The organism is Marinobacter antarcticus (assembly GCF_900142385.1).
GTDB lineage: Bacteria > Pseudomonadota > Gammaproteobacteria > Pseudomonadales > Oleiphilaceae > Marinobacter > Marinobacter antarcticus.
In genome coordinates, this window is record NZ_FRAQ01000001.1 from 2145607 (window position 1) to 2170806 (window position 25200).

The window sequence follows — 25200 nt, forward strand, 5'->3', positions numbered from 1 at the left end:
TAGCGACAGGCACCTCTTCATGTTCAGACCCTTATCGTTTTATATCGGCTTGCGCTATACCGCAGCCAAACGGCGTAACCACTTTATCTCGTTTATCTCGCTCACATCCATGATCGGGCTGATGCTTGGCGTTGCAGTGCTGATTATCGTGTTGTCCGTGATGAACGGGTTCGACCGCGAACTCAAGCAGCGGATTCTCGGCATGGTTCCCCATGCCATTATCCAGGGCAGCGGGCCACTGGAGGATTGGAAAGCGGTGGATGCCCAGGTGCAGCAGCATCCGAGAGTGCTTGCTGCAGCTCCATTTATTCAGGGCCAGGGCATGGTTACCGGTGGCGGTGAAGTGCGCGGAGTCATGCTCAATGGCGTGCTTCCGGAAGAGGAACGCACGGTTTCAATCATTGAAGATCACATGATTGAAGGTAAATTGGACGATCTGGTCTCCGGTGAGTTCGGGATCATTGTAGGTCGCACCATGGCCGCCAGTCTGCGCTTGCAGGTTGGGGATAAAGTGACAGTGGTGCTACCGGAAGCCTCCGTAACGCCCGCCGGGGTTTTGCCACGACTCAAACGCTTCACAGTGAAGGGTGTTTTCAGTGTTGGCGCAGAACTGGACGGTAATTACACGCTTATTCACATGGATGATGCCGCCAAACTAATGCGAACGGGCGGTAAAGCTCAGGGTGTGCGGCTGCTGGTGGATGACCTGTTTGCTGCGCCCAAAGTTGCAGAAGAGGCGGCCCGGGGGCTTTCTGGTCGTTACTATATTTCGGACTGGACCCGTACCCACGGCAACCTGTTTCAGGCAATCCGAATGGAGAAAACCATGATTGGCCTGTTGCTGATGTTCATTGTGGCGGTCGCAGCGTTCAATATTGTGTCCACGTTGGTCATGGTGGTGACCGACAAGACAGGGGATATAGCGATTCTGCGCACTATGGGAGCAACCCCGGGGCGCATTATGAGAATATTTATTGTTCAGGGCGCGGTTATCGGGGTATTCGGAACGCTTATAGGCACAACGCTTGGTGTTCTCGGTGCTCTCAATATCAGCGGATTTATTTCGTGGCTGGAAGGCGTACTCGGTCACAAGTTCCTGAGTGCTGACGTTTACTTCATCAGCTATTTGCCTTCCCAGTTACAATGGCAGGACGTGGTAATTATCAGTGGCGCGGGCCTTGCCATGAGCTTGCTGGCGACTATATACCCGGCGTGGAGAGCGTCACGGGTGGATCCCGCGGAGGCTCTGCGTTATGAATAAGGAAAACGGTGCAATGAAGGATGTTCCCCTGGTGATCGACTGTCGTCAGGTTACCCGGACCTACACTCAGGGGCCGGAAAAGCTGACCATATTTTCCGATATCTCGCTGGAGGTCACGGCGGGGGAAACCGTAGCCATTGTGGGTAGTAGCGGCGCGGGTAAAACAACCCTGCTGAACCTCCTTGGCGGTCTGGACAAGCCTTCGTCCGGAGATATATCAATATGTGGCAAGGACATTCATCGTTTGTCCGAGGCAGGGCGTGCGCGCTTTCGCAATCGTCACTTGGGCTTTGTTTACCAGTTTCACCACCTGCTGCCAGAATTCACGGCCCTTGAGAATGTCATGATGCCCTGCGCGCTTGGTGGCATGGCGGTTGCGGATGCCCGATCGCGGGCGCAGTCAATGTTGCAGAGGGTTGGGCTTGCTGAGCGTCTGGCTCATAAGCCCAGTGAGCTCTCTGGCGGTGAACGTCAGCGTGTTGCCATTGCCCGCGCGCTGGTTAATGAGCCTGATTGTGTGTTGATGGATGAGCCCACAGGCAACCTTGACGAGCACACCGGCGAAGGTGTGCGGGATCTCATAGAGTCCCTGCGTGATCAGTTCGGGATTGCTTTTGTTATGGTCACACACGATATGAAAATGGCGCGGAGTCTCGGGCGGGTTCTGAGGCTGGAACAGGGCAGGCTGGTTCAGGAGTCCTGATCGCGTGATGAGCGACGGAGTTCTCTTCGGGCGCGGCGGCGCAGTTGCCAGTCCGTGCGGATTTTCCGGCGCCAGATAAGTTGTATTACCAGATAAGCCAAGCAAGCTGAAACGGTGGCTACGATCAGCGAGCCCAGATACAGCGGAATGCCGATATCCAGCAAGCGTTCACTGATCCAGTGCCATGAGAGCTGGAAGTCGAAGCTTAAAACTGGCCGGTTGAGCACCCAGGCGCCTACCTTGTAATTGAAATAAAATATGGGAGGCATGGTAATCGGGTTGCTGATCCATACCAGTATCACAGACAAAGGCAGGTTCGCGTTAAACCAGATGGCAAAGAATGCCGCAGCAAGCATCTGGAACGGCATGGGGATAAAACAGAAAAAGACACCGATCAGAAATGCCCGAGCAACACTGTGACGGTTGATGTGCCATAGATTGGGCTCATTCAGGATATCGCCAAGAAAACCAAGCGATTGCATCGCTTGCACCTTCTCAGGTGATGGCAGATAGCGTTTGATGAACTTCTTTGGCATTGGGAAGCTCTACCTTCAAGCAGAATGAAACTCCGGCGCCAAGGATGTCGCCGACGGATAAAATCACTGGGAGGACAAGGATTGTCCGGAAGCTCTTTCAATGGCCCAGGCCGGTCTGGTTGGCAGGGTTCTGCGTTACTCTCTGCAGTACTGGGCGTCTTCGCTTTTTCCTGCGGCGTCATCTTACTTTATAGATTGACGGTGTTACCACCTCCAGTGTGGCTGTTCGGGTGCACACTTCCAACTTTATCGTGGTTTTTGCCGATGCGCCGGCGACTCCCCCGGCTCTTCCGGGTTTTTTCGTTCGGCCTTGCGTTAGGCGTTGCCTGGGCTGGCCTGTGGGCCCAGGAACGCCTGGAGCAACGGCTTCCTGCGAGCCTTGAGGGTGAAAAGACAGGGGTTTCCGGTTACGTTTGTGACCTCCCTGTGGCGGGCAGCTTTAACAGCATTCGTTTCAGCTTCTGTGTAACCCGATGGTACGGGCTTTCACTGACTCCTGAGTCTTACAACGCTTTGCCGAAAAGGTTGCGTCTGGCTTGGTATGGCCAGCCCGCAGGTGCTCTTCCGGATCACCGTTTGCGTCTGGAGGTGGTGCTTAAAAGGCCTCATGGCAGTCTGAACCCCGCGGGCTTCCGCTATGAAGACTGGCTGTTTCGCAAAGGTTATCGAGCAACGGGAAGCGTGCGCAGTGCTGTCCCGGATCCATCCGTATTCTGTTCAATGAGGTGCCAGTACCATCGTCTTCACACCGGACTGGCGCACTGGGTCGACGAGCAGTTCGCCGACGCCCGGCATCACCCCTTGATTGCTTCTCTACTGATTGGCAATCGTGGACATCTTTCTTCCGCGCATTGGGATGTGTTCAAAGCAACAGGGACCATTCACCTGGTGGCTATCTCGGGTCTGCACCTCGGACTGGTCGCGCTGGGCGCCGGTTTTGTGGCTCGCCGGTTGCTGTTGGCAATATCCAACTATCGCATGAGTGAGCGCTCCGTGCGTCTTGCGGTATTCCTTATGGTTATGTTGTGTTGCCTGCTGTATGCGCTGGCCGCAGGCTTTACTGTGCCTACCCGACGGGCCCTTGTTATGGTCGCGATTGGTGGCTGGCTTCTGTTGATGGCCAGGCAGGTGCCTGCCTGGCATTCCATCATTGTGGCTCTTGGGCTGGTTCTGTTGTTTGACCCCTTTGCTCCGCTGGACCAGGGCTTCTGGCTGTCTTTCGGGGCGGTTTCTATTTTGATTTGTGTCTTTGCCGGCCGTTTGGGCGGTACCAGCTGGCTCGCGGGCCTGGTTCTTGCGCAAGGGGCGGTGTTTGCGGGGCTTTGGCCGCTCCTTGAATTGATAGGGCAGGGGCAGCCGGTTGCGGGATTGTTTGCCAATGTTCTTTCTATTCCCTGGGTATCGCTGGTGGTGATGCCGGCGCTTATTACGGGAGGCCTGATGGTTGCTCTTTTCCCCGGCTTATCGAGCCTGATTGTTCCGATAATTGATGCGGTACTTGGTGTGATGTGGAGCTTTCTCGAGTGGGTTGCAGCTATGAGCTGGCCTGATCTCGAAGGAACCGCCCCGGAAATTGTCGGCTTCGGTGTCTTGGTAATGCTGATTATCACTGTTCCGGTCAGGATGTTTCGCATTGCCGGGGCTGTTGTCGTGCTGGCATGGGTTGCTATGGCGAGTTTCCCACCGGAAACGGGTAACCCATGGATCGCCAAGCCGGAAGTGCGGGTCTGGGATGTAGGCCAAGGTCTCTCAGTGATGCTGCGAGCCGGGGATAAGGTATTGCTATACGACACCGGGCCGGAAGTGAAAGGTGTATTTTCGGCGGCAGAATCGGTACTTCTGCCAAACCTCAGAGCGCTGGGTATCGGGCGAATTGACACCCTCGTTGTAAGCCACGCCGATAGCGATCACGCGGGCGGTATTGGTCTGCTTTTGGATGAATTTAACGTAGGCCGGATCCTGACAGGTGAGCCCGAGGCTATTGGCAAAAAGCTGAGCCAGTACAGGCAGGGCAGAGAGCATAGGCAGGTCGAAATACAGAGCTGTTCTGGTGAAGACAAACTGGCAAACGAGTTATCGCTTTCCTTCTGGCAGGCAAAAGGTGAGTTTACAGGCAATGATGCGTCCTGCGTTCTGGCCGCCCGGCATGAGGAAGCCGGAATCGAGTGGATTTTCCCGGGCGATATAAGCGCTGCTGTTGAGTCCCGCTACCTGCAAGCGATCGCGAACAAATTTGCAGCGAGTCCACCCCGTGAGCTTGTCGTGATTGCACCTCACCACGGCAGCAAAACGTCATCTTCCGATGCCTGGGTCAATACACTCAGCCCGGATCGGGTGATCTACACGGCGGGATATCGGCATCGATATGGCCATCCTCACCAGGACATAACTGCTCGTTATCGCCGGGCTGGCGTTGAGGCATTCAACACGGCGTGTTCGGGCGCTCTTGTTATGACAGTAGCAGAGGGTGTCATGGGATTGCAGGAGGCCCGACATCAGAGCCCCTTCTGGATCGGCGGTCCGGGCCTGGCCAGAGATCAGTGTAAAATACCGTGACATTCCGGGTGTGGCCTCGGCCGGCAGCTATGCTAAAGTAGCGCGGCTTGTAAACAATCAGGGAGATCAAGCGTGTTCGAGCTGTTGAAAGCTGGTGGCATTCTGATGGTGCCAATTGTTATCTGTTCCATTTTGGCGCTTGCGATCATTCTGGAGCGTTTCTGGACACTGAGAGCGTCCCGGGTGGCACCACCTCAGACTATTAATGAGCTGTGGCGCTGGATCAAGAAAAAAGAACTTAACGGTCGTAAGCTGAAGGCGCTGCAAAGCTCTTCGCCGTTGGGTCGTGTTCTCGCAGGCGGCCTCATGAATGCCAAACATGGCCGTGAGATCATGAAGGAAAGCATTGAACATGAAGCCAGTCAGGTCATTCATGATCTGGAGCGATTCCTGAACCCGCTGGGTACCGTTGCGACAATCACTCCTCTGCTCGGCCTTCTGGGCACGGTGATTGGCATGATCAAGGTGTTTGCAGAGATCCAGCTTGCGGGTGTGGGTAATGCCGGGAACCTTGCCGGTGGCATTTCCGAGGCTTTGATTACCACGGCTGCCGGTCTGAGTGTCGCCATCCCTGCACTGATCTGTCACCGCTATTTTATCCGACGGGTGGACGAGCTTGTGGTTGGCATGGAGCAGGAGGCTATCAAGCTGGTTGAAGTTGTTCATGGTGATCGTGAAATCGACGTGGAAGGGGCCTGAACGCTGTGAAGTTCACACGCCAGAGAAGTCAGGAAGTCGGAGTAGATCTGACGCCGCTGATCGATGTGGTTTTCCTGTTGCTGATTTTCTTTATGGTCTCAACGACCTTTACGCGGGAAAGTCATTTGCAGGTGGAATTGCCTGAAGCCAGTGGCGAGCCTGCTTCGCCAGCGGAAACGAAGCAAATCGACGTTGTGATCAACGCCGAAGGACAATACGTCCTTAACGACAAGGTTTTGGTAAATAACCGACGTGAGACGCTTGAGCGTGGCGTGAGTGAGTTGGCCGGGGGTGACACCGCTCTGCCTTTTATCATCACCGCGGATGCCCGTACCCCCCATGAGTATGTGGTCAGAGCAATGGACGTGGCAGGTCGTCTGGGCTTCTCCAGGCTGAGCATTACCACTGAGCGTGAGGGAGAAAGCCAGTGAGTCTTGCCGAACCTCTGCCTGGCCCCGAAAGCATCAAAGCCGCTGAGACCTGGCCCACCTACAAACGCCTGCTGACATATGTAAAACCCTTCTGGCTGGCATTTTCACTGGCGGTGGTTGGTAACGTTATCTATGCGGGGGCCTCCACCGGCATGGCCGCGGCTATGGAATATGTGGTCGCTGCCATCGAAAACCCGACCGATCAGAACCGACTGCTCTTGACGTTTTTGATTGTTGGCGTGTTTTCGCTCCGTGGCGTCGGTACATTCATGAGCCAGTACTTTATCAGTTACGTTGGGCGGCAGGTTATTAGCTCGCTCCGCAGCGACGTGTTCAACCATTTGATGATACTGCCATCCCGTTACTTTGACGAAAATGCCGCCGGAAGGTTGGTGTCCAAGCTGACCTTTAATGTAGAGCAGGTTGCGGAAGCTGCGACCAATGCTGTGACCATCACGCTACGGGAAGGCCTGACAATTGTAGGTTTGCTCGGGTACATGCTTTACACAAACTGGAAACTGACGCTGATTTTTCTTGCGGTTGGCCCCTTGATCGCAGCGGTTGTCAGCTATGCGAGCAAGCGCTTTCGCAAGATCAGCCAGCGTATTCAAGGCTCCATGGGTGACATCACTCATGTGGCTTCCGAGTCTATAACCGGGTACCGGGTTGTTCGGGCTTTCGGTGGTGATGAGTATGAAAAGCAGCGTTTTCAAAATGTTAATGATCGCAACTTAAAGCAAAGTCTAAAGATGGCGTCCACCCAGGCAATCAGCGTTCCGGTGATTCAGATTCTGGTGGCTGTTGCTATTGCGGCACTTGTTTGGACCATGCTGGCACCCGAGATACGAGGCGAGATGACAACCGGCCAGTTGATAGCTTTTATTACCGCCGCTACAACCATGGCAAAGCCTATCCGCCAAGTGACGTCCGTTCACGCTAAGATCCAGAAAGGCGTAGCAGCTGCATACGATGTGTTCGAAACTATTGACGAAGTTCCCGAACAGGATCCGGGTTCTTATGCGCCTGAGCGCGTTGAGGGCACTGTTGAGTTCGACGACGTATCGTTCCGTTACCGGGACCAGCTCGACGATGTATTGAAAGGTATATCTGTTGAAATTCCGGCAGGGCAGAGCGTAGCGCTGGTTGGGCGCTCCGGCAGTGGAAAGTCAACGATGGTGAGCCTCCTTCCAAGATTTTATGAATACACCGGTGGTGATATCCGCATTGACGGGCATTCGCTGAAGGACTTTTCCCTGAAAGCACTGCGATCCCAGATCGCACTGGTTACCCAGAGCGTTGTGCTGTTTAACGACTCGATTGCCGCCAATATAGCCTACGGTGCACTCCGGGACTGCAGTCGGGATGAAATCCGTGAGGCTGCCGCAAAAGCTCACGCCCTGGAGTTCATCGATCGCATGCCGGAAGGCCTGGATACCATGATCGGAGATAACGGGGTGATGCTTTCGGGCGGGCAGCGACAGCGCCTGGCAATTGCCAGGGCGTTGCTTAAAGATGCCCCTATCCTGATCCTCGACGAGGCTACCTCGGCACTGGATACCGAATCAGAACGCCATATTCAGGAGGCGCTGGAAACCGTTATTAAGGGCCGGACGACGCTGGTGATCGCCCACAGGCTATCGACCATCGAGAAAGCTGACCGGATTCTGGTTATGGAGAACGGGCGCATTATCGAATCGGGTCCCCACAGTGAACTTCTTGCCAGTAACGGTGCCTATGCCCAGTTACACCAGATGCAGTTCAGTGAGCACTCATGACCTCCCTCGTAGAACGCCTCTGGTATGGTAAGGGCCGGCCCCTTCTTATCTTGGCGCCGTTCTCATGGCTGTACCGGATCGTCGCCGAAGCGCGACGTCGTAAAGCCTTGGATGCGCATGCCCAGAAGCTTCCTGTGCCCGTTGTGGTTGTGGGCAACATAACAGCCGGTGGTACCGGAAAATCCCCGTTAACGGCTTGGCTTGTAGATGAAATCCGGGCTGCTGGCTGGCGGCCGGTTATTCTTAGTCGTGGCTATGGTGGCAAATCGTCCGGGTATCCGCTCCTGGTGACAGAGGAAACTCTGCCATCACTTGCAGGCGATGAACCCGTTATGCTGGCTCAGGCAACCGGTATGCCGGTTGTGGTCGATCCAGACCGGTGCCGGGGTGCGGCATTTGCGTTGGATAATGCTTTGGGCGACGTTCTCATCAGTGACGACGGGCTTCAGCACTACCGTTTGCCTCGGGATATCGAGCTGGCCGTGTTTGATGGCGCCCGCGGTATCGGCAACGGTGCCTTGATTCCGGCAGGGCCCCTGCGTGAACCGGTCAGCCGTCTGGATAGTGTAGATTTTGTGGTTGTGAACGGTGCGGCCTTGACCGACGATGAGGGTCGAGTGCCGCCAGAGGCGCTATCTGGCATTAACCATCCTCAGATGTATGCCATGGATCTTCAACCAACACGCCTGGTTAACCTCAAAACCGGTGAAACCCGATCGCCCGAAAGCCTCCAGGGCCAGAAGATTCGCTCGATAGCTGGTATAGGTAACCCAACCCGTTTTTTCGATACCCTTAAAGGGCTGGGTGCAAAACAGATCGCGGTGCCTTTTCCTGACCATCATCGGTTTCGCCCTGAAGATCTAGGTGCCGAATCTGGCCACATGCTGGTTATGACGGCCAAAGACGGGGTTAAATGTCGTAGTTTTGCGCCGGCTAATGCTTGGGTGCTGTACGTGGAAGCAAAGCTGCCAAAGGCGTTTTCAGAGGCAGTCCTTGCAAAGCTGCGAGCCTGCTCCGGGCCGTCAACCTTTTAACTGTCAGTGAGACTGAATCATGGATAAAAAACTCTTGGCCCTGCTGGCTTGCCCGGTCTGTAAAGGTGATCTGAAGCTCAACCAAGCCAGAACTGAACTGGTCTGCTATCAGGATGCCATGGCATTTCCCATTCGCGAGGGTATCCCGGTCATGCTGGCCACAGAGGCCCGCACACTCTCCACCGACGAACGCCTTCACAAAAACTGAGAAAGCTCTCTGCAGGATCGAAGCCCCATGTCTTTTACGGTTGTGATTCCGGCCCGCTATGCCTCCACCCGGTTACCTGGTAAACCGCTACTGGATATCGTCGGTAAGCCTATGATTCAGCACGTTTGTGAACGCGCATTGGAAAGCCGGGCAAACCGCGTTGTCGTAGCAACGGACGATTCGCGTATCCAGGCGGTCTGTGAGGCATTCGGTGCCGAAGTTGTAATGACGTCGCCCAATCATGTCAGCGGTACCGATCGTCTGGAAGAGGTTGTGCGCAAACTCGGGCTTGATGCGGATCACCGCGTTGTTAATGTTCAGGGCGATGAGCCCTTGATTCCTCCGCGGTTGATTGATCAGATTGCAGACAATCTGGAGCGGTATCCGGACGCTGCCATTGCGACACTCTGCGAGCGCCTCCATGACATGGAGCAGGTTTTCAATCCCAATGTTGTAAAAGTTGTTTTTGACAGGGAAGGAATGGCTCATTATTTCAGTCGGGCGCCCATTCCCTGGGCCCGGAATCATTGGGGCGATATGCGCAAAGATAACCTCTCGACGCAAAACTCAGGGGCCGCACTGAAGGATGGCGCCGGGTATTTCCGGCATATCGGCATCTATGGATACCGGGCCAGCGTGCTCAGCCGCTTTGTCAGCTGGCCGCCGGCACCTGCAGAGCAGGCAGAATCACTGGAACAGCTCCGGGCCCTGTATAACGGCGCCCGGATTCACGTTGAGGTGGCAGCCGGTACGCCACCGGCGGGGGTTGATACTGAAGCAGATTTGCAGCGAGTCAGGGCCTGGATGGAAAAATCCACTGAAAGGGGAGGATACGGTGCATGAGTAGACGTGCAAGTGTGCTTTTTGTGTGTCTGGGCAATATCTGTCGTTCGCCAACCGCAGAGGGCGTATTTCGCAAGCTGGTAGAGCAAGCCGGGTTGCAGGAGCACATTCATATAGATTCCTGTGGAACCAGCAACTGGCACATCGGCAAGGGGCCTGATCCACGGTCACTGGAAGCTGCCGGGAAGCGGGATGTAGATATCAGCATGCTCAAGGCGCGCCAGTTCACGGAAGGGGATCTGGACACCTTCGACTACGTGGTCGTGATGGATCGCCAGAATCTGGCTGACGTGAAAGACATCTGGCACCAGAATGGCGGCACAAAGCCCACATTGTTTCTTGAGTATGGCCGCTCTGACCTCGCTGAGGTACCTGACCCCTATTTCGGCGGCGAGAACGGGTTTGAGCAGGTGCTTGATCTGATCGAAGATGCAGGCGAGGGCCTGCTCCGCAATATTCAGGAGCGTATGGCGTGAGCCAGCAGGCGGAGCCACCGGCGAAGCTAAAGGTGAGTGTCGGGCTTTCAAAGCTCAATACTCTCCGCGTATCCGCAACGGCAAAATTTTACATAGATGTTGCTAGCCTGGATGATCTGCGCGGCGCACTGGCCTGGGCAGAAGAGAGCGGGCATAAAACACTGGTGCTTGGTGGCGGCAGCAATCTGGTTTTTGCCGGAGACTTTGACGGCCTTGTGATCCGCATGCAGATGGCTGCGCGTCACTGGGAGCAGGTTGACGACACGGGTGCGACACTGGTTTTAGGCGCCGGCGAAAACTGGCATGAAGCAGTGCTGTATGCCGCCCGGGCAGGGTACCGGGGCATCGAGAACCTGGCGCTTATACCCGGTACAGCCGGCGCGGCGCCGGTTCAGAATATAGGCGCCTATGGTGTTGAGTTGTGCGATACCCTGGTTTCCGTCACAGCGCTGGACCGTGAATCCAACCAGCTTGTATGCCTTGATAACATGGAATGTGGTTTTGCTTACCGCGACAGCCTGTTCAAGCGCTCGCCAGGCAGCTACATCATTACCGGGATTCGGCTGCGGCTGTCACGCGAAAAGCCTTTGCAATTCGGCTACAGGGATCTTGAAGACTACCTGGGAGAAGGGGTTTCTCAGGAACTGGATGCTTTGACGGTGGCCGAGGCTGTGATGGCCATCCGTCGTCGTAAGCTACCGGATCCGGAGATCATTCCCAACGCCGGTAGTTTTTTCAAAAACCCTGTGGTGTCCATTGAGCAATTCAGTGAACTGAAGGCTGCGCATCCGGACGTCGTCGGTTACCCACAGAGCGGCACCGTAAAGCTTGCCGCAGCTTGGTTGATTGACCAGAGCGGATGGAAGGGTTACCGGAATGCCCGCGTAGGCGTTCACAATCGTCAGGCACTGGTGCTGATCAATCATTCGGGTGGAACAGGGCAAGATGTGCTGGAACTGGCTTCGGATATTCGCCGGTCGGTGCAGGAGCGTTTTGGGGTGAATCTGGAGATGGAGCCAGGAATCGTAGGCGGCTGACTGCTCACAATTGAACATCCAGCCGCCTGTCTTACGATCAAAGACCTGTCTTAAGGGCTCCTTTACAAGCCTTTACGAGGCGATGCCTTGATAAGAAACGTCAGAGCTTCTTCGATAGCAATGTCTTGCTTGTCAGCGTCCCTGCGCCCTTTGTACTCAAGAGTGCCGGCGGCAAGCCCGCGATCAGAAATGACGAAGCGGTGCGGGATCCCGATCAGCTCCATATCTGCAAATTTTACGCCCGGGCGTTCTTTTCGGTCGTCCAGCAGCACATCATAGCCAGCCTGCTTTAATTGTTCGTAGAGCTTCTCACCGGCTTCGGCCACGATGGGCGTTTTGTGAGCATTCAAGGTCACGATAGCCACCTGGAAGGGCGCAATGGCATCGGGCCAGATAATGCCTTTCTCATCGTGGTTCTGCTCAATTGAAGCGGCCACGATGCGGGATACGCCGATTCCGTAGCAACCCATATCCATGATTACGGTTTTACCGTTCTCATCAAGTACTGTTGCGTTCATGGCCGTGCTGTACTTGTTGCCCAGTTTGAAAATATGGCCAACTTCAATGCCACGGCGTATCTCCAGCGTGCCCTTGCCATCGGGGCTGGCATCGCCCTCAACAACGTTGCGAATGTCTTCAACCTGGCCCAGTTGCAGATCCCTTTCCCAGTTCACGCCGGTCAGGTGGTAGCCTTCCCGGTTTGCACCACAAACAAAGTCTGCAAGGTGAGCTGCGCTGCGGTCTACGATAACAGGTACTTTCAGGTCTACCGGGCCAATAGAGCCGGCTTTGCAGCCAATGATGGCCTCGATTTCCTCATCGGTTGCCATGGTCAGAGGCTCTGCAACCCCTGCCAGACTTTCTGCCTTGATCTCGTTCAGCGTGTGGTCACCACGCAGGATCAGTGCGACCAGGCCCGCATTGCTCTCCTCACCCGCTTCATCCACTTCGGCTTTGACCAGCAGGGTTTTAACCGTGCGGGTAGCGTCGATGCTCAGAAACTGCGAGATAGCCTCGATGGTACGCTGATCCGGAGTTGCAGCTTCTTTCAGCTCTTCAGCCGGAGCCGCGCGCTCGCCAGATGGCGCAACCGCTTCGGCCTTTTCGATGTTGGCGGCGTAATCGCTTTCAGTGCTGAACACGATGTCGTCTTCGCCGGAGGAGGCCAGCACATGGAATTCATGGGAGTCACTGCCACCTATTGCGCCTGAGTCTGCCTGTACCGGGCGGTAATCCAACCCCAGGCGATCAAAAATGGCGCAGTAAGTTCGGTGCATAATCTGGTAGGTTTCATCCAGAGACTCGGCGTTCACATGAAAGGAGTAGGCATCTTTCATGATGAACTCCCGGGCGCGCATCACCCCGAAGCGGGGGCGGCGTTCGTCGCGGAACTTGGTCTGGACCTGATAAAAGTTGGCCGGCAGTTCCTTATAGCTTTTCAGCTCATTGCGGACCAGGTCGGTAATCACTTCTTCGTGGGTCGGGCCAAAGCAGAACTCACGGCCGTGGCGGTCGTTCATTCGCAGCAGTTCACCGCCGTATTGCGTCCAGCGACCGGATTCCTGCCACAGTTCCGCAGGCTGAACGGCCGGCATGAGAACTTCCAGGGCGCCACTCTTGTCCATTTCTTCACGAACAATCCGCTCAACCTTGCGCAGGGCTCTCAGGCCCGTGGGCAGCCACGTGTAAAGGCCGGCCGCCAGTTTCCGGATCAAGCCGGCGCGCAGCATCAACTGGTGGCTGATAACCTCCGCGTCAGAAGGCGTCTCTTTCTGGGTTGCAATCAGGTAACGGCTTGCTCGCATGGTGGTTTCCGTTCAGTGGTGTTGCGTGAAATGGTGTTTCGTAAAGTGGTGGTTATTGTACGGAGCCTGCAGCACAAGGTACAGATGGCGAATGCGGATATCCGGTAAGCGGTTGCGGCATCAGGATAAATACCCCAGAGGCAGGGCGGTGCTGTCGATGACACGCCTCAGCACGAAGCTTGAATGAACGCCGCTGACCCCCTGAATCCGCGTAATCTGGTTGAGCAAAAAGTGGTGATAGTGATCCATATCCGGCACGACCACTTTCAACATGTAATCTGCGTCGTGGCCGGTAACCAGATAGCACTCCAGAACTTCAGGATAGCCGCTCACCTGTTCTTCAAACGTTGCGAAACGTTCAGGAGTGTGTCGGTCCATTCCGATCAGAATAATGGCAGTCAGGGCAAGGCCCAGTTTCTTGTGATCAAGAACCGTCACGGTGCGCACAATGATGCCAGCATCCTCAAGCGCCCGCACCCGTCTCAGGCATGGAGATGGGGATAGCCCTACTTTTTCCGCGAGCTGCTGGTTGGTCAGGGAAGCGTCTTTCTGTACCTGGGCCAGAATACGTCGGTCGGTTTTATCAACTTGTATGAGTATTTCGGTTTTTATGGGCATAAAATTGCCTTTTAAGTTATTTAAGTGAAATATTTGACTAATAAAGTACGATTTTCCCTCTGAATTAGCAATCGCATGCTTCAAAGAACACGTTAAGCTAGACGGTATCGATACAACCCCGAGAAGCGCAACGGAGAATCACAGACATGGCTTTCGATCATCGCAAATATGCGGCCTTCCGGCCGGTAGCTAAAACAGACCGTCGCTGGCCGGACAAGGTCATCGAAAAAGCACCGACCTGGTGTGCAGTGGATCTTCGCGATGGTAACCAGGCTTTGGTAAAGCCCATGAATGTTGCCCAGAAACAGCGCATGTTCGATTTGCTTGTAAAGCTGGGGTTCAAGGAGATCGAAATCGGTTTCCCGGCAGCCAGTCAGCCGGATTTCGATTTCTGTCGCAAGCTGATTGAAGAAAACCGGATTCCGGATGATGTGAAAATCCAGGTGCTGACCCAGGCCCGGCCCGAGTTGATTGAGCGCACCTACGAAGCGCTTAAAGGTGCCCGTCGCGCCATTGTTCACGTCTATAATTCTACATCGACGGTACAGCGGGAACAGGTCTTCGGGATGGACCGGGCTGGAATCCGCGATATCGCGGTTAACGGTGCTCAGGTGGTGAAGGATCTTGCCGCAGGCAACCCGTGCACCGAGTGGACGTTCCAGTACTCCCCGGAGAGCTTCACCGGCACCGAGCTGGATTATGCGGTCGAGGTCATCGATGCAGTAACCGATGTATGGCGCCCGGACGAGGGGCAGCCGGTTATCATCAACCTGCCCGCCACAGTGGAAATGGCAACTCCCAATGTGTTTGCGGATCAAATTGAATGGGTTTGCGACAACATCCGCCGGCGGGAACACATCAGCATCAGTGTGCACACGCACAATGACCGGGGTTGTGGTGTGGCCGCGGCCGAGCTGGCCGTTATGGCCGGAGCAGATCGTGTTGAAGGTACGCTGATGGGTAACGGCGAACGCACGGGCAATATGGATCTGGTGACTATGGCCATGAACCTGTATTCCCAGGGTATTGATCCGACGCTGAATCTCTCCGGCATGGCCGAAATTACAGAGGTTGTTGAAGCCTGTACTGAAATTTCAACTCATCCGCGCCATCCCTATGCCGGCGAACTGGTGTTCACCGCGTTCTCAGGAAGCCACCAGGACGCCATTCGCAAGTGCCTGGCGCGCAGAAAAGACGGGGATGCATGGAATGTTGCCTATTTGCCTATAGACCCGTTTGATCTGGGTCGCCGATACGAAGAGGTTGTGCGCATAAACAGCCAGTCGGGTAAGGGCGGTGTTGCCTATGTCCTCGAGCGGGATTACAACATCAGTCTGCCGCGCTGGTTGCAGATCGAGTTCAGCAAGGTCGTTCAGAAGGTCGCAGAAACAAACGGCGGCGAAATTGATTCAATGGCTATTCACAGTTTGTTCGAGCAGCGTTACCTGAAAGTGCATGAAGACTGGGCTCTGCGTGCCTATGATCTGCACAGGGACGATCAGGGCGTGTTTGCTGAGGTAACTTTCGGCCGGGAGTCGGCTCCGATGAGCCTGGAAGGTCGCGGTCTTGGCGCGGTGGAGGCGGTCTCTGCCGCGTTGGAAGATCGCTTCGGGCTGGCAATAGCGGTGGAAGCCTATGAGGAATTCGCGCTGGGTGAGGGAACACGGGCCAACGCACTGGCTTGTATACGATTAACGGCTGGTGGAAGGCATTGCAGTGCTGCAGCTTTGGCGGAAGATACAACCTCTGCGACTCTGCAGGCGCTCTTTTCCGCAGTCGCCCAGGCTGCAGGTGAACCTGAAGATGAAACAAGTCGTCAGAAAAGCGCGATAACCGCCTGACCAGAATACAAAAAAGCCGGCACGGATGCCGGCTTTTTGTGTTTTCTCGTGCCCGTGAGAGCCAGAGAGCGAAAAATAACCTCAGATCGGGGTTACATTTTCCGCCTGCGGGCCTTTAGGGCCCTGTGTGACGGTGAACTGCACCTGCTGACCTTCTGTCAGCGTGCGGAAACCGCTCGAGGTAATGGCGCTATAGTGCACGAAAACGTCACTGCCACCCTCCTGAGCTATGAAGCCGAAGCCTTTGGATTCGTTAAACCACTTTACGGTGCCTGTTACTGTATCGGACATTGATCTTTCCTGTATTTCTGAGATTTCCCCCCCACGGGGCACTGAAGATTTTCCACAGCAATTTCAGTATAGACCGAGTTTGGAGGTCGTCAATGTTTTTTGGTGCTTTTAAATCGTTTAAAAACAGAGTGTTAATGTTTTTTCGATAAAGGGCGCCCGAACTGCTCACTGATTTCCTCGAGGATCGACGGATCGTCGATGGTGCTTGGAACGGCGTATTCCTCCCCATCGGCAATCTGTCGGATAACCCGCCGCAGGATCTTGCCTGAGCGGGTCTTGGGCAGACGATCTACCACCAAAGCTCTGCGGAAACAGGCGATTGCACCGATTCTATCCCGCACCATCTCGACAAGCTCTTCCTCCAACTCATCGTGGTCAATGGTGGCGCCGTTTTTGATGAGCACGAGACCGAGTGGGATCTGGCCTTTCATCTCATCGTGCGCACCTACCACGCAGCATTCGGCGACAGCCGGGTGAGAGGCAACCACTTCTTCCATTTCACCGGTAGAGAGCCGATGACCTGCCACGTTAATCACATCATCGGTACGGCCCATAACAAAGACATAGCCGTCCTCGTCAATAAATCCGCCGTCGCCCGAGCTGTAAAAGCCGGGAATGGGTTTGAGGTAGCTGTCCTGGAATCTCTGGTCATCGCCCCATACGGTCATCAGGCAGCCGGGGGGTAGTGGAAGTTTTACCGCAATCTGCCCCTGTTCTCCCGCCGGCATCTGGCTGCCACCAGGGCTCACAACCTGCACGTTGTAGCCAGGCGAGGGAACGGTTGCCGAGCCCGGCTTGGTGACCATGGTCTCGATCCCTACGGGGTTGCAGCAAATGGCCCAGCCGGTTTCGGTTTGCCACCAGTGATCCAGTACCGGGAGCTGTGTGTGTTCCCGGAGCCACTCATAGGTTGGGGGGTCGAGACGTTCACCGGCAAGGAAAATACGCCGCAATGAGCTGATGTCATAGCGTGCAAGCTGATCTGCCTCCGGGTCTTCCTTGCGCACAGCGCGGAATGCGGTAGGCGCAGTAAACAGAAGATTGACGCCGTGATCCTGAACCACTCGCCAGAATGCCCCGGCATCGGGTGTTCTGACCGGTTTGCCTTCGTAAAGCACGGTTGTGCAGCCGGCAAACAAGGGGGCATACACAATATAGCTGTGGCCCACCACCCAACCTACATCGGAGGCGGCCCAGAATATGTCACCCGGGTTGGCGTCATACACGAGCTTCATGCTGTATTTGAGGGCGACCGCATGCCCGCCATTGTCTCTTACAACGCCTTTGGGCTTGCCGGTGGTGCCAGAGGTGTAAAGTATGTAAAGCGGGTCTGTCGACTTAACCGGCACGGGATCAGCCGGCTCAGCGCTGGCCATCAAATCGCTCCAGTCATGATCACGGCCATCGTGCATCTGGGCCCTGGCCTGTGGGCGCTGGTAAACAACGCAGAAATCAGGCTTGTGTGAGGCCTGTTCAATGGCTTTGTCCACCAGAGGCTTGTACTCGATCACCTTTGTGACCTCTATGCCGCAGGAGGCCGTAATCACTGCTTTGGGTTGAGCGTCTTCGATTCGCACGGCGAGTTCGTGGGCCGCAAAGCCGCCAAAGACCACCGAGTGCACAGCACCAATGCGGGCGCAGCCCAACATAGCAATGACAGCTTCCGGAATCATCGGCATATAGATGATTACCCGGTCACCCTTGTTGATTCCCTGTGCTTTCAGGGCTCCCGCAAAACGGGCGACTTCGTCGGTCAGCTCGCTGTAGGTATAGCTGCGCTTTGCACCGGTAACCGGTGAATCGTATATGAGGGCTTTTTGGTCGCCCAGGCCTGCGCGGACATTGGCGTCCAGGGCTATGTCGGATGTATTGAGTGTGCCGTCAGGAAACCAGTGACCATGGCCGTTGTCGGTAGCTTGCCAGATGGTCTCAGGTTGCTGGATCCAGTCAATCTTGCCTGCTTGCTCACGCCAAAACGCTTCCGGCTTATCAATCGATCTCCGGAATTCTGAGTGGTAGTCCATATATTCTACCTCTTTGTGCCCGTTGTTATTCTGTTGTTAGTGGTCCCAACTTTAGGCGCTTTGAGATAGTGATCCAGTAGACCATAGGATTAGTCCCCGGAGTTTTGGGGCCAGCTGTTCTCCGGGTTGACGGATTTTACCTCGGCAGTGACGGTGCCGTTTGCCAGGTGCGCGAAAATCCGGTCGCCGGCAGTGACATCCGGCGCGTTGCGGATGATGTTGCCATGCTCATCCCGAACGATGGCGTACCCACGCCCCAGAGTAGCCAGAGGGCTTACAACGTTGAGGCTTCCTGCGGTGTGCTCCAGCCGATCCTGAAGTTTTACCAGAATTCGCTGCACCGCTTTGTTCAGTTGCGAGGAAGATCGCTCAAGCGCTTCACGACTGTTTGTAAGCTGTTTGCGGGGGGATTGCATGGCAAGTCGCTGCGCCAGATGGGTGCTGCGCACCTGCGAACGATCCAGGCGCTGCTCCATGGCCTTGCCTAATCGCAGTTCCAGCTCGTCCAGGCGCTGGGCTTTTTCCAGCAGTTCTCGCCGCGGATCGCGCAAGCGCGCTGCGAGGTGTTCCAGCTTTGTGTTCAGCCGCTGGAGTGCTCTTCTGGCGGCGTTTGCCAGACGAAACTCACGATCGTTGATTTGCCGGAGCATGTCCCGCTGATCGGGCGAAACTTTTTCAGCCGCCGCGGAGGGTGTGGGTGCCCGCAGATCTGCCACAAAGTCGGCGATGGTAACGTCAGTCTCATGGCCTACGGCGCTGACTGTTGGGATAGGGCAGGCCGCGATTGCCCGGGCAACCGCTTCCTCGTTAAAGCACCAGAGGTCCTCCAGCGAACCACCGCCACGGCCGATAATCAGTACATCGGCCACGCCGTGCGCTTGCGCCAGCTCAATAGCCTTGACTATTTCTGCCGTCGCAGGCTGGCCCTGAACCGTTGTGGGGTAAAGCGTGACCGGTATGGCGGGGCAGCGTCTCGCCAGAACCGTGAGAATGTCGTGTATGGCTGCACCGGTTGGGGAGGTGACTACGCCAATGTGTGCGGGCATAGTGGGAACCGGTTTTTTGCGCCCCACCTCAAACAGACCTTCTGTTTGCAGCTTGCGTTTTAACTCCTCGAAGGCCTGCTGCAGTGCACCAAGGCCGGCAGGTTCAATGTGCTCAGCAATAATCTGGAAATCGCCCCGGTTTTCGTACAGGGTCACCTTGCCGCGAATGCGAATCTGGTCGCCTTCCTTTGGTATGGTGCGAATGCGCTGGTTCAGCCCCCGGAACATGGCGCAACGAATCTGACACTTGTGATCCTTCAGGGAGAAATACCAGTGGCCGGAGGAGGGCCGGGAAAAACCGGATAACTCGCCTTCAACCCACACCTGCATGAAGCTGGATTCCAGCAAGTGCCTGGCCTGGTGATTCAGTTCGCTGACGCTCAGCGCTCTGGGCCGGGTATCCTGAAACACGTCATTCACCAAAAGATCCTCGCTGGCCTATACGCAATAGCCGAAAAAATATGAGTGTAAAATGCTGGAATTTCAAATGCATGCGGATTGTGACAGGAAACTGCGCAGTTTACTGACCCGCGACACCTCTTTATAATAGCTCGATTACGCATTTTACTTTGCGGCTGCACCATCGGTGCCGCACGGAAGGTTTAAATTTAGCACGTTCAAAAGGCCTGTCCCAATGCTGCGAATTGCCGAAGAAGCTCTCACATTTGATGATGTTCTGTTGGTGCCCGGTTATTCCGAGGTGCTGCCTCACCAAGTGGATCTGCGCACTAAACTGACCCGGACTATCACGCTGAATACGCCTCTGATATCAGCCGCCATGGATACGGTGACCGAGGCCGAGCTGGCAATCGCCATGGCGCAGGAAGGCGGCATCGGCATCATGCACAAGAGCATGAGCGTTGAGCAGCAGGCAGCTACCGTGCGCAAGGTCAAGAAGTTTGAAAGCGGGGTGGTGAAGGATCCTATTACGGTTCGGCCGGAAAACACCGTGCGCGAGCTTGTGGAAATCACTATGGCCAACAACATTTCCGGCTTGCCGGTTGTTGATGGCAACGAGCTGGTTGGCATTGTCACCGGGCGGGACATCCGCTTTGAAAGCAGTATGGACACACCGGTGCACCAGATCATGACACCGAAGGAAAAGCTGGTAACGGTAAAAGAAGGCGCCAGCCTGGACGAGGTCAAGGAATTACTGCATCGCCACCGTATTGAAAAAGTTCTGGTCGTCAATGATGAATTCCAGCTGTGTGGCCTGGTGACAGTGAAAGACATCCAGAAATCCAAAGACTATCCGCTGGCCTGCAAAGACAGTCAGGGTCGTTTGCGCGTTGGTGCAGCGGTGGGCACAGGTAGTGATGCTGAAGCCCGTATTATTGCGTTGGCCGATGCGGGCGTGGATGTGATCGTTGTGGATACTGCCCATGGCCATTCACGCGGTGTCATTGAGCGGGTGCGATGGATCAAGGAACATTATCCGGAACTGCAGGTAATCGGCGGTAATATTGCCACCGGCGAAGCAGCAATAGCGCTGGCCGATGCGGGCGTGGATGCGGTAAAGGTTGGTATCGGCCCCGGATCCATCTGTACAACCCGGATTGTCGCCGGTGTGGGTGTGCCGCAGATTTCGGCAGTATCCAGCGTCGCGGAAGCGCTGAAAGATCGAGATATTCCAGTGATTGCGGATGGTGGTGTACGTTTTTCCGGTGATATTGCAAAAGCCATTGTAGCCGGTGCCCACTGCGTGATGATCGGCAGCTTGCTGGCAGGCACCGACGAAGCGCCAGGAGAAATTGAGCTTTACCAGGGGCGCAGCTACAAGGCCTATCGCGGAATGGGTTCACTGGGTGCCATGGGGCAGGGTTCGAGCGACCGCTACTTCCAGGATGCCAGCAAAGGTATCGAGAAGCTGGTGCCCGAAGGCATCGAGGGTCGGGTTGCCTGCAAGGGCCCAATGCGCAATATCATTCATCAGCTGATGGGTGGCCTGCGTGCAGCCATGGGTTATACCGGTAGTGCAACCATTCCAGAGATGCGCACCAAGCCCCGGTTTGTTCGCATCACCGGTGCCGGTATGCGTGAAAGCCATGTACACGACGTAACCATCACCAAAGAATCGCCAAACTACCGCGTCAGCTGATTGTAGACAGTTTCCATGCGGCCCCATTCACGGGGCCGCATTGTTTATTTTTTCGAGGATTCCATGGCCCACAATATTCACGATCACCGCATCCTGATTCTTGATTTCGGTTCCCAGTACACTCAGCTGATTGCCCGCCGCGTGCGTGAGATTGGTGTGTACTGCGAGGTTCGCGCTTTCAACATCACAGATGAAGAACTGCAGGCGTTTAATCCTAAAGGCATTCTGTTGGCCGGTGGCCCGGAGTCTGTTACCGAGCTGGGCGGACCGCGTGCGCCTGAAGGGTTGTTTGATCTCGGTATTCCGGTACTGGGCATCTGCTACGGCATGCAAACCATGGCTGAACAATTGGGCGGGCGGGTTGCCAGCTCAGAGAAGCGTGAATTCGGTTACGCCCAAGTAAAAGTGCGCGCCAAAGGTCCGCTGCTGCGGGATATTACTGACCACCTGACGGCCACGGGTGAATCCCTGCTGGACGTGTGGATGAGCCACGGCGACAAGGTTGTAGCCATGCCGGAAGGCTTCGAGCTGCTGGCTTCAACAGAAAGTGCGCCGGTAGCGGCCATGCAGGATTTGTCGCGCAATCTTTACGGTCTGCAGTTCCATCCGGAAGTGACCCATACTCTGCAAGGCAAGCGCATTCTGGAACACTTCGTGATGTCCATCTGTGGCTGCGATGCGCTGTGGACACCGGCCAAGATTGTAGACGACGCTGTGCGCCAGATCCGCGAGCAGGTGGGTTCCGACAAAGTGCTGCTAGGGTTGTCTGGCGGCGTGGATTCGTCGGTAACTGCGGCACTGCTGCACAAGGCCATTGGCGATCAGCTTACCTGTGTTTTCGTGGACAACGGCCTGTTGCGCCTGAACGAAGGCGATCAGGTGATGGATATGTTTGGCAGCAGCATGGGCGTGAAGGTGATTCGCGCAGATGCGGAAGAGCGTTTTCTGACCAACCTCAAGGGCGTCAGCGATCCGGAGCAAAAGCGTAAGGTTATTGGCAACACATTCATCGATGTGTTCGACGAAGAAGCTACGCGCATCCAGAATGTAAACTGGCTGGCCCAGGGTACTATCTATCCGGACGTGATCGAGTCGGCTGCTTCCAAGACTGGCAAGTCTCACGTGATTAAATCGCATCACAATGTGGGTGGCCTGCCAGAAACCATGAAGCTGAAGCTGGTCGAGCCGCTGCGCGAACTGTTCAAAGACGAAGTGCGCCGCATTGGCCTGGAGTTGGGCCTGCCTTACGATATGGTTTACCGCCATCCGTTCCCGGGGCCGGGCCTGGGTGTGCGTATTCTGGGCGAAGTAAAAAAGGAATACGCCGATATTCTGCGCCGCGCCGACGCTATCTTTCTGGAAGAGCTTCACCGCGCTGATTTTTACCACAAAACCAGCCAGGCCTTTGCGGTTTTCCTGCCGGTGAAATCTGTGGGAGTGGTAGGCGACGCCCGCCGCTACGAATGGGTTATTGCGCTGCGCGCTGTGGAAACCATCGACTTTATGACCGCGCGCTGGGCACACCTGCCGTACGATCTTCTGGAAACCGTGTCTAACCGCATTATTAACGAAATTACCGGCGTGTCTCGGGTGACTTACGACGTGTCTTCCAAGCCGCCTGCGACCATTGAGTGGGAATGATTCCGCATCTGGCGCCTCAGAAAGTACGCGGGGCGCGACCTTCGGAGATTTCAATCTGCTGAGCGGCATAGCAATGTTGCTCGCCAGTGCGTGAAGTCCCGTTGACAGCCCCAGCTCCCGGAAGGCAAGCCGATTCACAGCTGGCTGATTCAGAGTCCCTGAACCTGCCCAGCACCAAATGCACCTGGTCTAGCAGCTCACGCGCGGGATGAAGGAAATGACCTTCATCGGTTTTCCTATAGCTGAATGACTCTATACGCCGAATGGGAAGGTCTCCGCAGCCCCTTCGGTGGCCTTCCTGACTAACGGTTCAACCGCCCGGGTTTCATCAAACCAGATATACTCGTCAAACTGTCGCGGCAGGGAGGCGTAGAAATAGTGGCTCTGCAATTCAGTCTCAGGCCGGTAGATCACGCCGATGGCGCGCTCCAATCGTTCCTGGAGGAGTTTTTGCCGAGTAATTTCCTGTACCGGGTAGCGCAATGGCAACAGGAAATTGTCGGTTTTAACGTCGTGACAGATACGTTCATAGCTGTCGATGTGCGATGCCTGTACTTGTTTGATTTCCATGGGGCCGCCCCACTCAGAGGCGGCTGCCACTGTACCGTGATCTGTCCCAAAACCGATGATATATGCGGCATCACCATACGCCTGGCGCACCAGTTGACCGACATTGAACTCGCCGCGCGCACTCATTTCTGTTGCCCGGGCATCCCCGACATGTGAATTGTGTTCCCAGATGACAGCTTTTGATTGCGGGCCCCGAAATTTCAGAACGGATTGCAAGGTCTCGAACATATGCTTGTCACGCTGGTTCCAGGAATTGTTTTCAGCGTAGTACATGGTGCGATAATAGCGCTCGGCATTGCTTACCAGCCGAGCGTTCTGCTCGGCATCGAAGAATCGCTCGCCATCCGCCATTGAATAGTCAAGGCGATTCTCCAGCAGCTGCTTCAGGTTGGCTAATACTTCGGCTTCACACGCTTGGTACTGTTTGGTCATGGTGACGTGGGCATATAGCGTTGGGTCACTCGCCCACGGTGTCAGGCAGCCATAGCGTACTCTGGCCACTTCCGCTGTTTCGGGATCTACCGTGTCCAGATAGCTTAGTACGGCTTCTATAGACGTGCTCAGGCTATACAGATCCAAGCCGTAGAATCCTACCTTGTTTTCGGACGCATGGATTTTCTCATTGTGAGCTCTGAGCCAGTCGATGAATTCGAGCACCGAAGTATTTGCCCACATCCAGGTGGGAAATCGGGAAAACGGTGTGCTCAGGTGCATCAAATCCGGGGCCGTGCCGTGAACATAGTGATCCAAATGCGCGGCGTCGGGCCAGTCGGCCTCTACTGCGATGGCGGTAAAACCTTTCTTTTCGATTAACTCCCGGGTGATCCGCGCCCTCATCTCATAAAACTCAGCCGTACCGTGTGAAGCCTCACCCAGTAATACGAGGCGACTGTCGCCGATGCGCGCTAACAGATTGTCCAGATTGACGTGATCAATTGAGGCAAAGTGCTCGCTGGATTCAAAAATCAGCTCAGACAGGGATGCTCCACTTTTTTCCGGTGCAACAGCGGTAGCGGTTTCATACTCCCAGCCAGCTGCGCCGATCAAGGGCACGAAACGGACGCTTCCCAAGTCCTCTTCCGCGTATTCTTGCTCGCTGATACGCCGTACGCGGAGCAGTTTCTGCGTTTGCAGGCTGGTGCCAACCGGGATTACTAGGCGGCCGCCAATGGCCAGTTGTTGTTTAAGCGTATCAGGAACTTCGGGACCTCCCGCAGCGACCACAATCGCGTCAAAAGGAGCGTGCTCTGGCCAGCCCAACGTGCCGTCGCCATAGAGTACGTGAATATTTTTGTAGCCAAGATCGTCGAGTTTGTTGCGAGCTGAATCTACAAGAATTTTGTGCCGTTCCACTGTGTAAACATCGGCTGCAATTTCCGCCAGGATGGCAGCCGCATAGCCTGATCCGGTGCCGACTTCCAACACACGATCTGCAGCCTGTAGTTCAAGTGCGGCAGTCATAAGCGCCACAATATAGGGCTGGGAGATAGTCTGGCTGGCGGCGATGGGCAGGGGAGAGTCACTATAGGCAAACTCTACCAATTCTGTCGGTACAAATTCCTCGCGCGGTACAGCACTGACTGCATTCAAAACCGTTTGATCGTGCAGGCCGCGTGCGGACAACTGCACATCGATCATCTGCCTCCTAAGGAGTTCAAACTGGCTCATAGAGGATCCTCGTGGTTATCCAAGACAATGACACAAGCC

20 protein-coding genes and 1 pseudogene are annotated in these 25200 nt (G+C 55.4%); 14 read left to right on the forward strand and 7 right to left on the reverse strand.

All coding sequences use genetic code 11. The annotated features are described in order from the left end of the window. Positions 1 to 19 precede the first annotated feature (19 nt). The gene (locus BUA49_RS10075; RefSeq protein ID WP_072797003.1) at positions 20 to 1261 is read left to right on the forward strand and encodes a lipoprotein-releasing ABC transporter permease subunit; all 1242 of its coding nucleotides are present in this window, start codon (positions 20 to 22) and stop codon (positions 1259 to 1261) included. Between the two features lie 13 nt (positions 1262 to 1274). Continuing rightward, the gene (lolD, locus tag BUA49_RS10080) at positions 1275 to 1964 is read left to right on the forward strand and encodes a lipoprotein-releasing ABC transporter ATP-binding protein LolD (protein ID WP_084063568.1); all 690 of its coding nucleotides are present in this window, start codon (positions 1275 to 1277) and stop codon (positions 1962 to 1964) included. Here the strand turns inward: lolD and BUA49_RS10085 are convergent. Continuing rightward, the gene (locus BUA49_RS10085) at positions 1952 to 2500 is read right to left on the reverse strand and encodes a DUF2062 domain-containing protein (protein WP_072797005.1); all 549 of its coding nucleotides are present in this window, start codon (positions 2498 to 2500) and stop codon (positions 1952 to 1954) included. The two genes, lolD and BUA49_RS10085, sit on opposite strands and share 13 nt — an antisense overlap. Positions 2501 to 2524: 24 nt before the next feature. On the opposite strand from BUA49_RS10085, the gene BUA49_RS10090 reads away from it, so the two are divergent. From BUA49_RS10090 to murB, 9 genes are all read left to right on the forward strand, one after another. After that, on the forward strand, positions 2525 to 5056 hold the full coding sequence (locus BUA49_RS10090) for a DNA internalization-related competence protein ComEC/Rec2 (protein ID WP_139248760.1): 2532 nt from the start codon (positions 2525 to 2527) through the stop codon (positions 5054 to 5056). 72 nt (positions 5057 to 5128) lie between these two features. Then, complete coding sequence (locus BUA49_RS10095; protein ID WP_072797007.1) at positions 5129 to 5755, forward strand: MotA/TolQ/ExbB proton channel family protein; 627 nt, start codon at positions 5129 to 5131, stop codon at positions 5753 to 5755. Between the two features lie 5 nt (positions 5756 to 5760). Then, entirely contained in the window at positions 5761 to 6186 is a 426-nt protein-coding gene (locus BUA49_RS10100; protein ID WP_072797008.1) for an ExbD/TolR family protein, read from the forward strand. Beyond that, on the forward strand, positions 6183 to 7961 hold the full coding sequence (gene msbA / locus BUA49_RS10105; RefSeq protein WP_072797009.1) for a lipid A export permease/ATP-binding protein MsbA: 1779 nt from the start codon (positions 6183 to 6185) through the stop codon (positions 7959 to 7961). The genes BUA49_RS10100 and msbA overlap by 4 nt, the downstream gene beginning before the upstream one ends. After that, positions 7958 to 8995: a tetraacyldisaccharide 4'-kinase gene (gene lpxK, locus BUA49_RS10110; protein ID WP_072797010.1), complete on the forward strand. Its 1038-nt coding sequence runs from the start codon at positions 7958 to 7960 to the stop codon at positions 8993 to 8995. Before msbA ends, lpxK begins: the two co-directional genes overlap by 4 nt. Positions 8996 to 9014: 19 nt before the next feature. Then, a complete protein-coding gene (locus BUA49_RS10115; protein WP_072797011.1) occupies positions 9015 to 9203 on the forward strand; it encodes a Trm112 family protein in 189 nt (62 codons plus the stop codon). 27 nt (positions 9204 to 9230) lie between these two features. Next, on the forward strand, positions 9231 to 10046 hold the full coding sequence (gene kdsB, locus BUA49_RS10120; protein WP_072797012.1) for a 3-deoxy-manno-octulosonate cytidylyltransferase: 816 nt from the start codon (positions 9231 to 9233) through the stop codon (positions 10044 to 10046). Further along, positions 10043 to 10522: a low molecular weight protein-tyrosine-phosphatase gene (locus BUA49_RS10125; protein ID WP_072797013.1), complete on the forward strand. Its 480-nt coding sequence runs from the start codon at positions 10043 to 10045 to the stop codon at positions 10520 to 10522. Before kdsB ends, BUA49_RS10125 begins: the two co-directional genes overlap by 4 nt. Continuing rightward, a complete protein-coding gene (gene murB, locus BUA49_RS10130; RefSeq protein WP_072797014.1) occupies positions 10519 to 11559 on the forward strand; it encodes a UDP-N-acetylmuramate dehydrogenase in 1041 nt (346 codons plus the stop codon). Before BUA49_RS10125 ends, murB begins: the two co-directional genes overlap by 4 nt. A gap of 62 nt (positions 11560 to 11621) precedes the next feature. Here murB and BUA49_RS10135 read toward each other — a convergent pair whose 3' ends face one another. Then, positions 11622 to 13364, reverse strand: coding sequence for a proline--tRNA ligase (locus BUA49_RS10135; RefSeq protein ID WP_072797015.1), 1743 nt, complete (start codon positions 13362 to 13364; stop codon positions 11622 to 11624). 120 nt (positions 13365 to 13484) lie between these two features. After that, positions 13485 to 13982: an Lrp/AsnC family transcriptional regulator gene (locus tag BUA49_RS10140; protein ID WP_072797016.1), complete on the reverse strand. Its 498-nt coding sequence runs from the start codon at positions 13980 to 13982 to the stop codon at positions 13485 to 13487. A 146-nt stretch (positions 13983 to 14128) separates the two neighbouring features. Between BUA49_RS10140 and leuA the strand changes: the two genes are divergently transcribed. Beyond that, entirely contained in the window at positions 14129 to 15823 is a 1695-nt protein-coding gene (leuA, locus tag BUA49_RS10145; RefSeq protein WP_072797017.1) for a 2-isopropylmalate synthase, read from the forward strand. Between the two features lie 81 nt (positions 15824 to 15904). Here the strand turns inward: leuA and BUA49_RS10150 are convergent, their stop codons facing one another. The 3 genes and pseudogenes from BUA49_RS10150 to xseA form a co-directional block, all read right to left on the reverse strand. Further along, the gene (locus BUA49_RS10150) at positions 15905 to 16114 is read right to left on the reverse strand and encodes a cold-shock protein (RefSeq protein WP_072797018.1); all 210 of its coding nucleotides are present in this window, start codon (positions 16112 to 16114) and stop codon (positions 15905 to 15907) included. Between the two features lie 131 nt (positions 16115 to 16245). Beyond that, positions 16246 to 18144: pseudogene (locus tag BUA49_RS10155) on the reverse strand (propionyl-CoA synthetase); the annotation flags it as partial. A gap of 83 nt (positions 18145 to 18227) precedes the next feature. Next, positions 18228 to 19607 (reverse strand): exodeoxyribonuclease VII large subunit, encoded by a 1380-nt coding sequence (gene xseA / locus BUA49_RS10160; protein WP_407656675.1) that lies wholly within the window; start codon positions 19605 to 19607, stop codon positions 18228 to 18230. Positions 19608 to 19818: 211 nt separating this feature from the next. Between xseA and guaB the strand changes: the two genes are divergently transcribed. Both guaB and guaA read left to right on the forward strand, forming a co-directional pair. Next, positions 19819 to 21282: an IMP dehydrogenase gene (gene guaB / locus BUA49_RS10165; RefSeq protein WP_072797021.1), complete on the forward strand. Its 1464-nt coding sequence runs from the start codon at positions 19819 to 19821 to the stop codon at positions 21280 to 21282. A 63-nt stretch (positions 21283 to 21345) separates the two neighbouring features. Beyond that, a complete protein-coding gene (gene guaA, locus BUA49_RS10170; RefSeq protein ID WP_072797843.1) occupies positions 21346 to 22923 on the forward strand; it encodes a glutamine-hydrolyzing GMP synthase in 1578 nt (525 codons plus the stop codon). Positions 22924 to 23175: 252 nt separating this feature from the next. On the opposite strand, the gene BUA49_RS10175 is transcribed toward guaA, so the two are convergent. After that, on the reverse strand, positions 23176 to 25161 hold the full coding sequence (locus BUA49_RS10175; RefSeq protein WP_072797022.1) for a protein-L-isoaspartate(D-aspartate) O-methyltransferase: 1986 nt from the start codon (positions 25159 to 25161) through the stop codon (positions 23176 to 23178). Positions 25162 to 25200: the final 39 nt, after the last annotated feature.

Bases quoted from the DNA above. Each gene is read 5' to 3' on its own strand.
- BUA49_RS10175 (WP_072797022.1), bottom strand. From the start codon at position 25,161: ATGAGCCAGTTTGAACTCCTTAGGAGGCAGATGATCGATGTGCAGTTG.
- kdsB (WP_072797012.1), top strand. From the start codon at position 9,231: ATGTCTTTTACGGTTGTGATTCCGGCCCGCTATGCCTCCACCCGGTTA.
- BUA49_RS10125 (WP_072797013.1), top strand. From the start codon at position 10,043: ATGAGTAGACGTGCAAGTGTGCTTTTTGTGTGTCTGGGCAATATCTGT.
- guaB (WP_072797021.1), top strand. From the start codon at position 19,819: ATGCTGCGAATTGCCGAAGAAGCTCTCACATTTGATGATGTTCTGTTG.
- lpxK (WP_072797010.1), top strand. From the start codon at position 7,958: ATGACCTCCCTCGTAGAACGCCTCTGGTATGGTAAGGGCCGGCCCCTT.
- BUA49_RS10140 (WP_072797016.1), bottom strand. From the start codon at position 13,982: ATGCCCATAAAAACCGAAATACTCATACAAGTTGATAAAACCGACCGA.
- guaA (WP_072797843.1), top strand. From the start codon at position 21,346: ATGGCCCACAATATTCACGATCACCGCATCCTGATTCTTGATTTCGGT.
- BUA49_RS10135 (WP_072797015.1), bottom strand. From the start codon at position 13,364: ATGCGAGCAAGCCGTTACCTGATTGCAACCCAGAAAGAGACGCCTTCT.
- BUA49_RS10115 (WP_072797011.1), top strand. From the start codon at position 9,015: ATGGATAAAAAACTCTTGGCCCTGCTGGCTTGCCCGGTCTGTAAAGGT.
- BUA49_RS10085 (WP_072797005.1), bottom strand. From the start codon at position 2,500: ATGCCAAAGAAGTTCATCAAACGCTATCTGCCATCACCTGAGAAGGTG.
- leuA (WP_072797017.1), top strand. From the start codon at position 14,129: ATGGCTTTCGATCATCGCAAATATGCGGCCTTCCGGCCGGTAGCTAAA.
- BUA49_RS10150 (WP_072797018.1), bottom strand. From the start codon at position 16,114: ATGTCCGATACAGTAACAGGCACCGTAAAGTGGTTTAACGAATCCAAA.
- BUA49_RS10090 (WP_139248760.1), top strand. From the start codon at position 2,525: ATGAAACTCCGGCGCCAAGGATGTCGCCGACGGATAAAATCACTGGGA.
- BUA49_RS10075 (WP_072797003.1), top strand. From the start codon at position 20: ATGTTCAGACCCTTATCGTTTTATATCGGCTTGCGCTATACCGCAGCC.
- lolD (WP_084063568.1), top strand. From the start codon at position 1,275: ATGAAGGATGTTCCCCTGGTGATCGACTGTCGTCAGGTTACCCGGACC.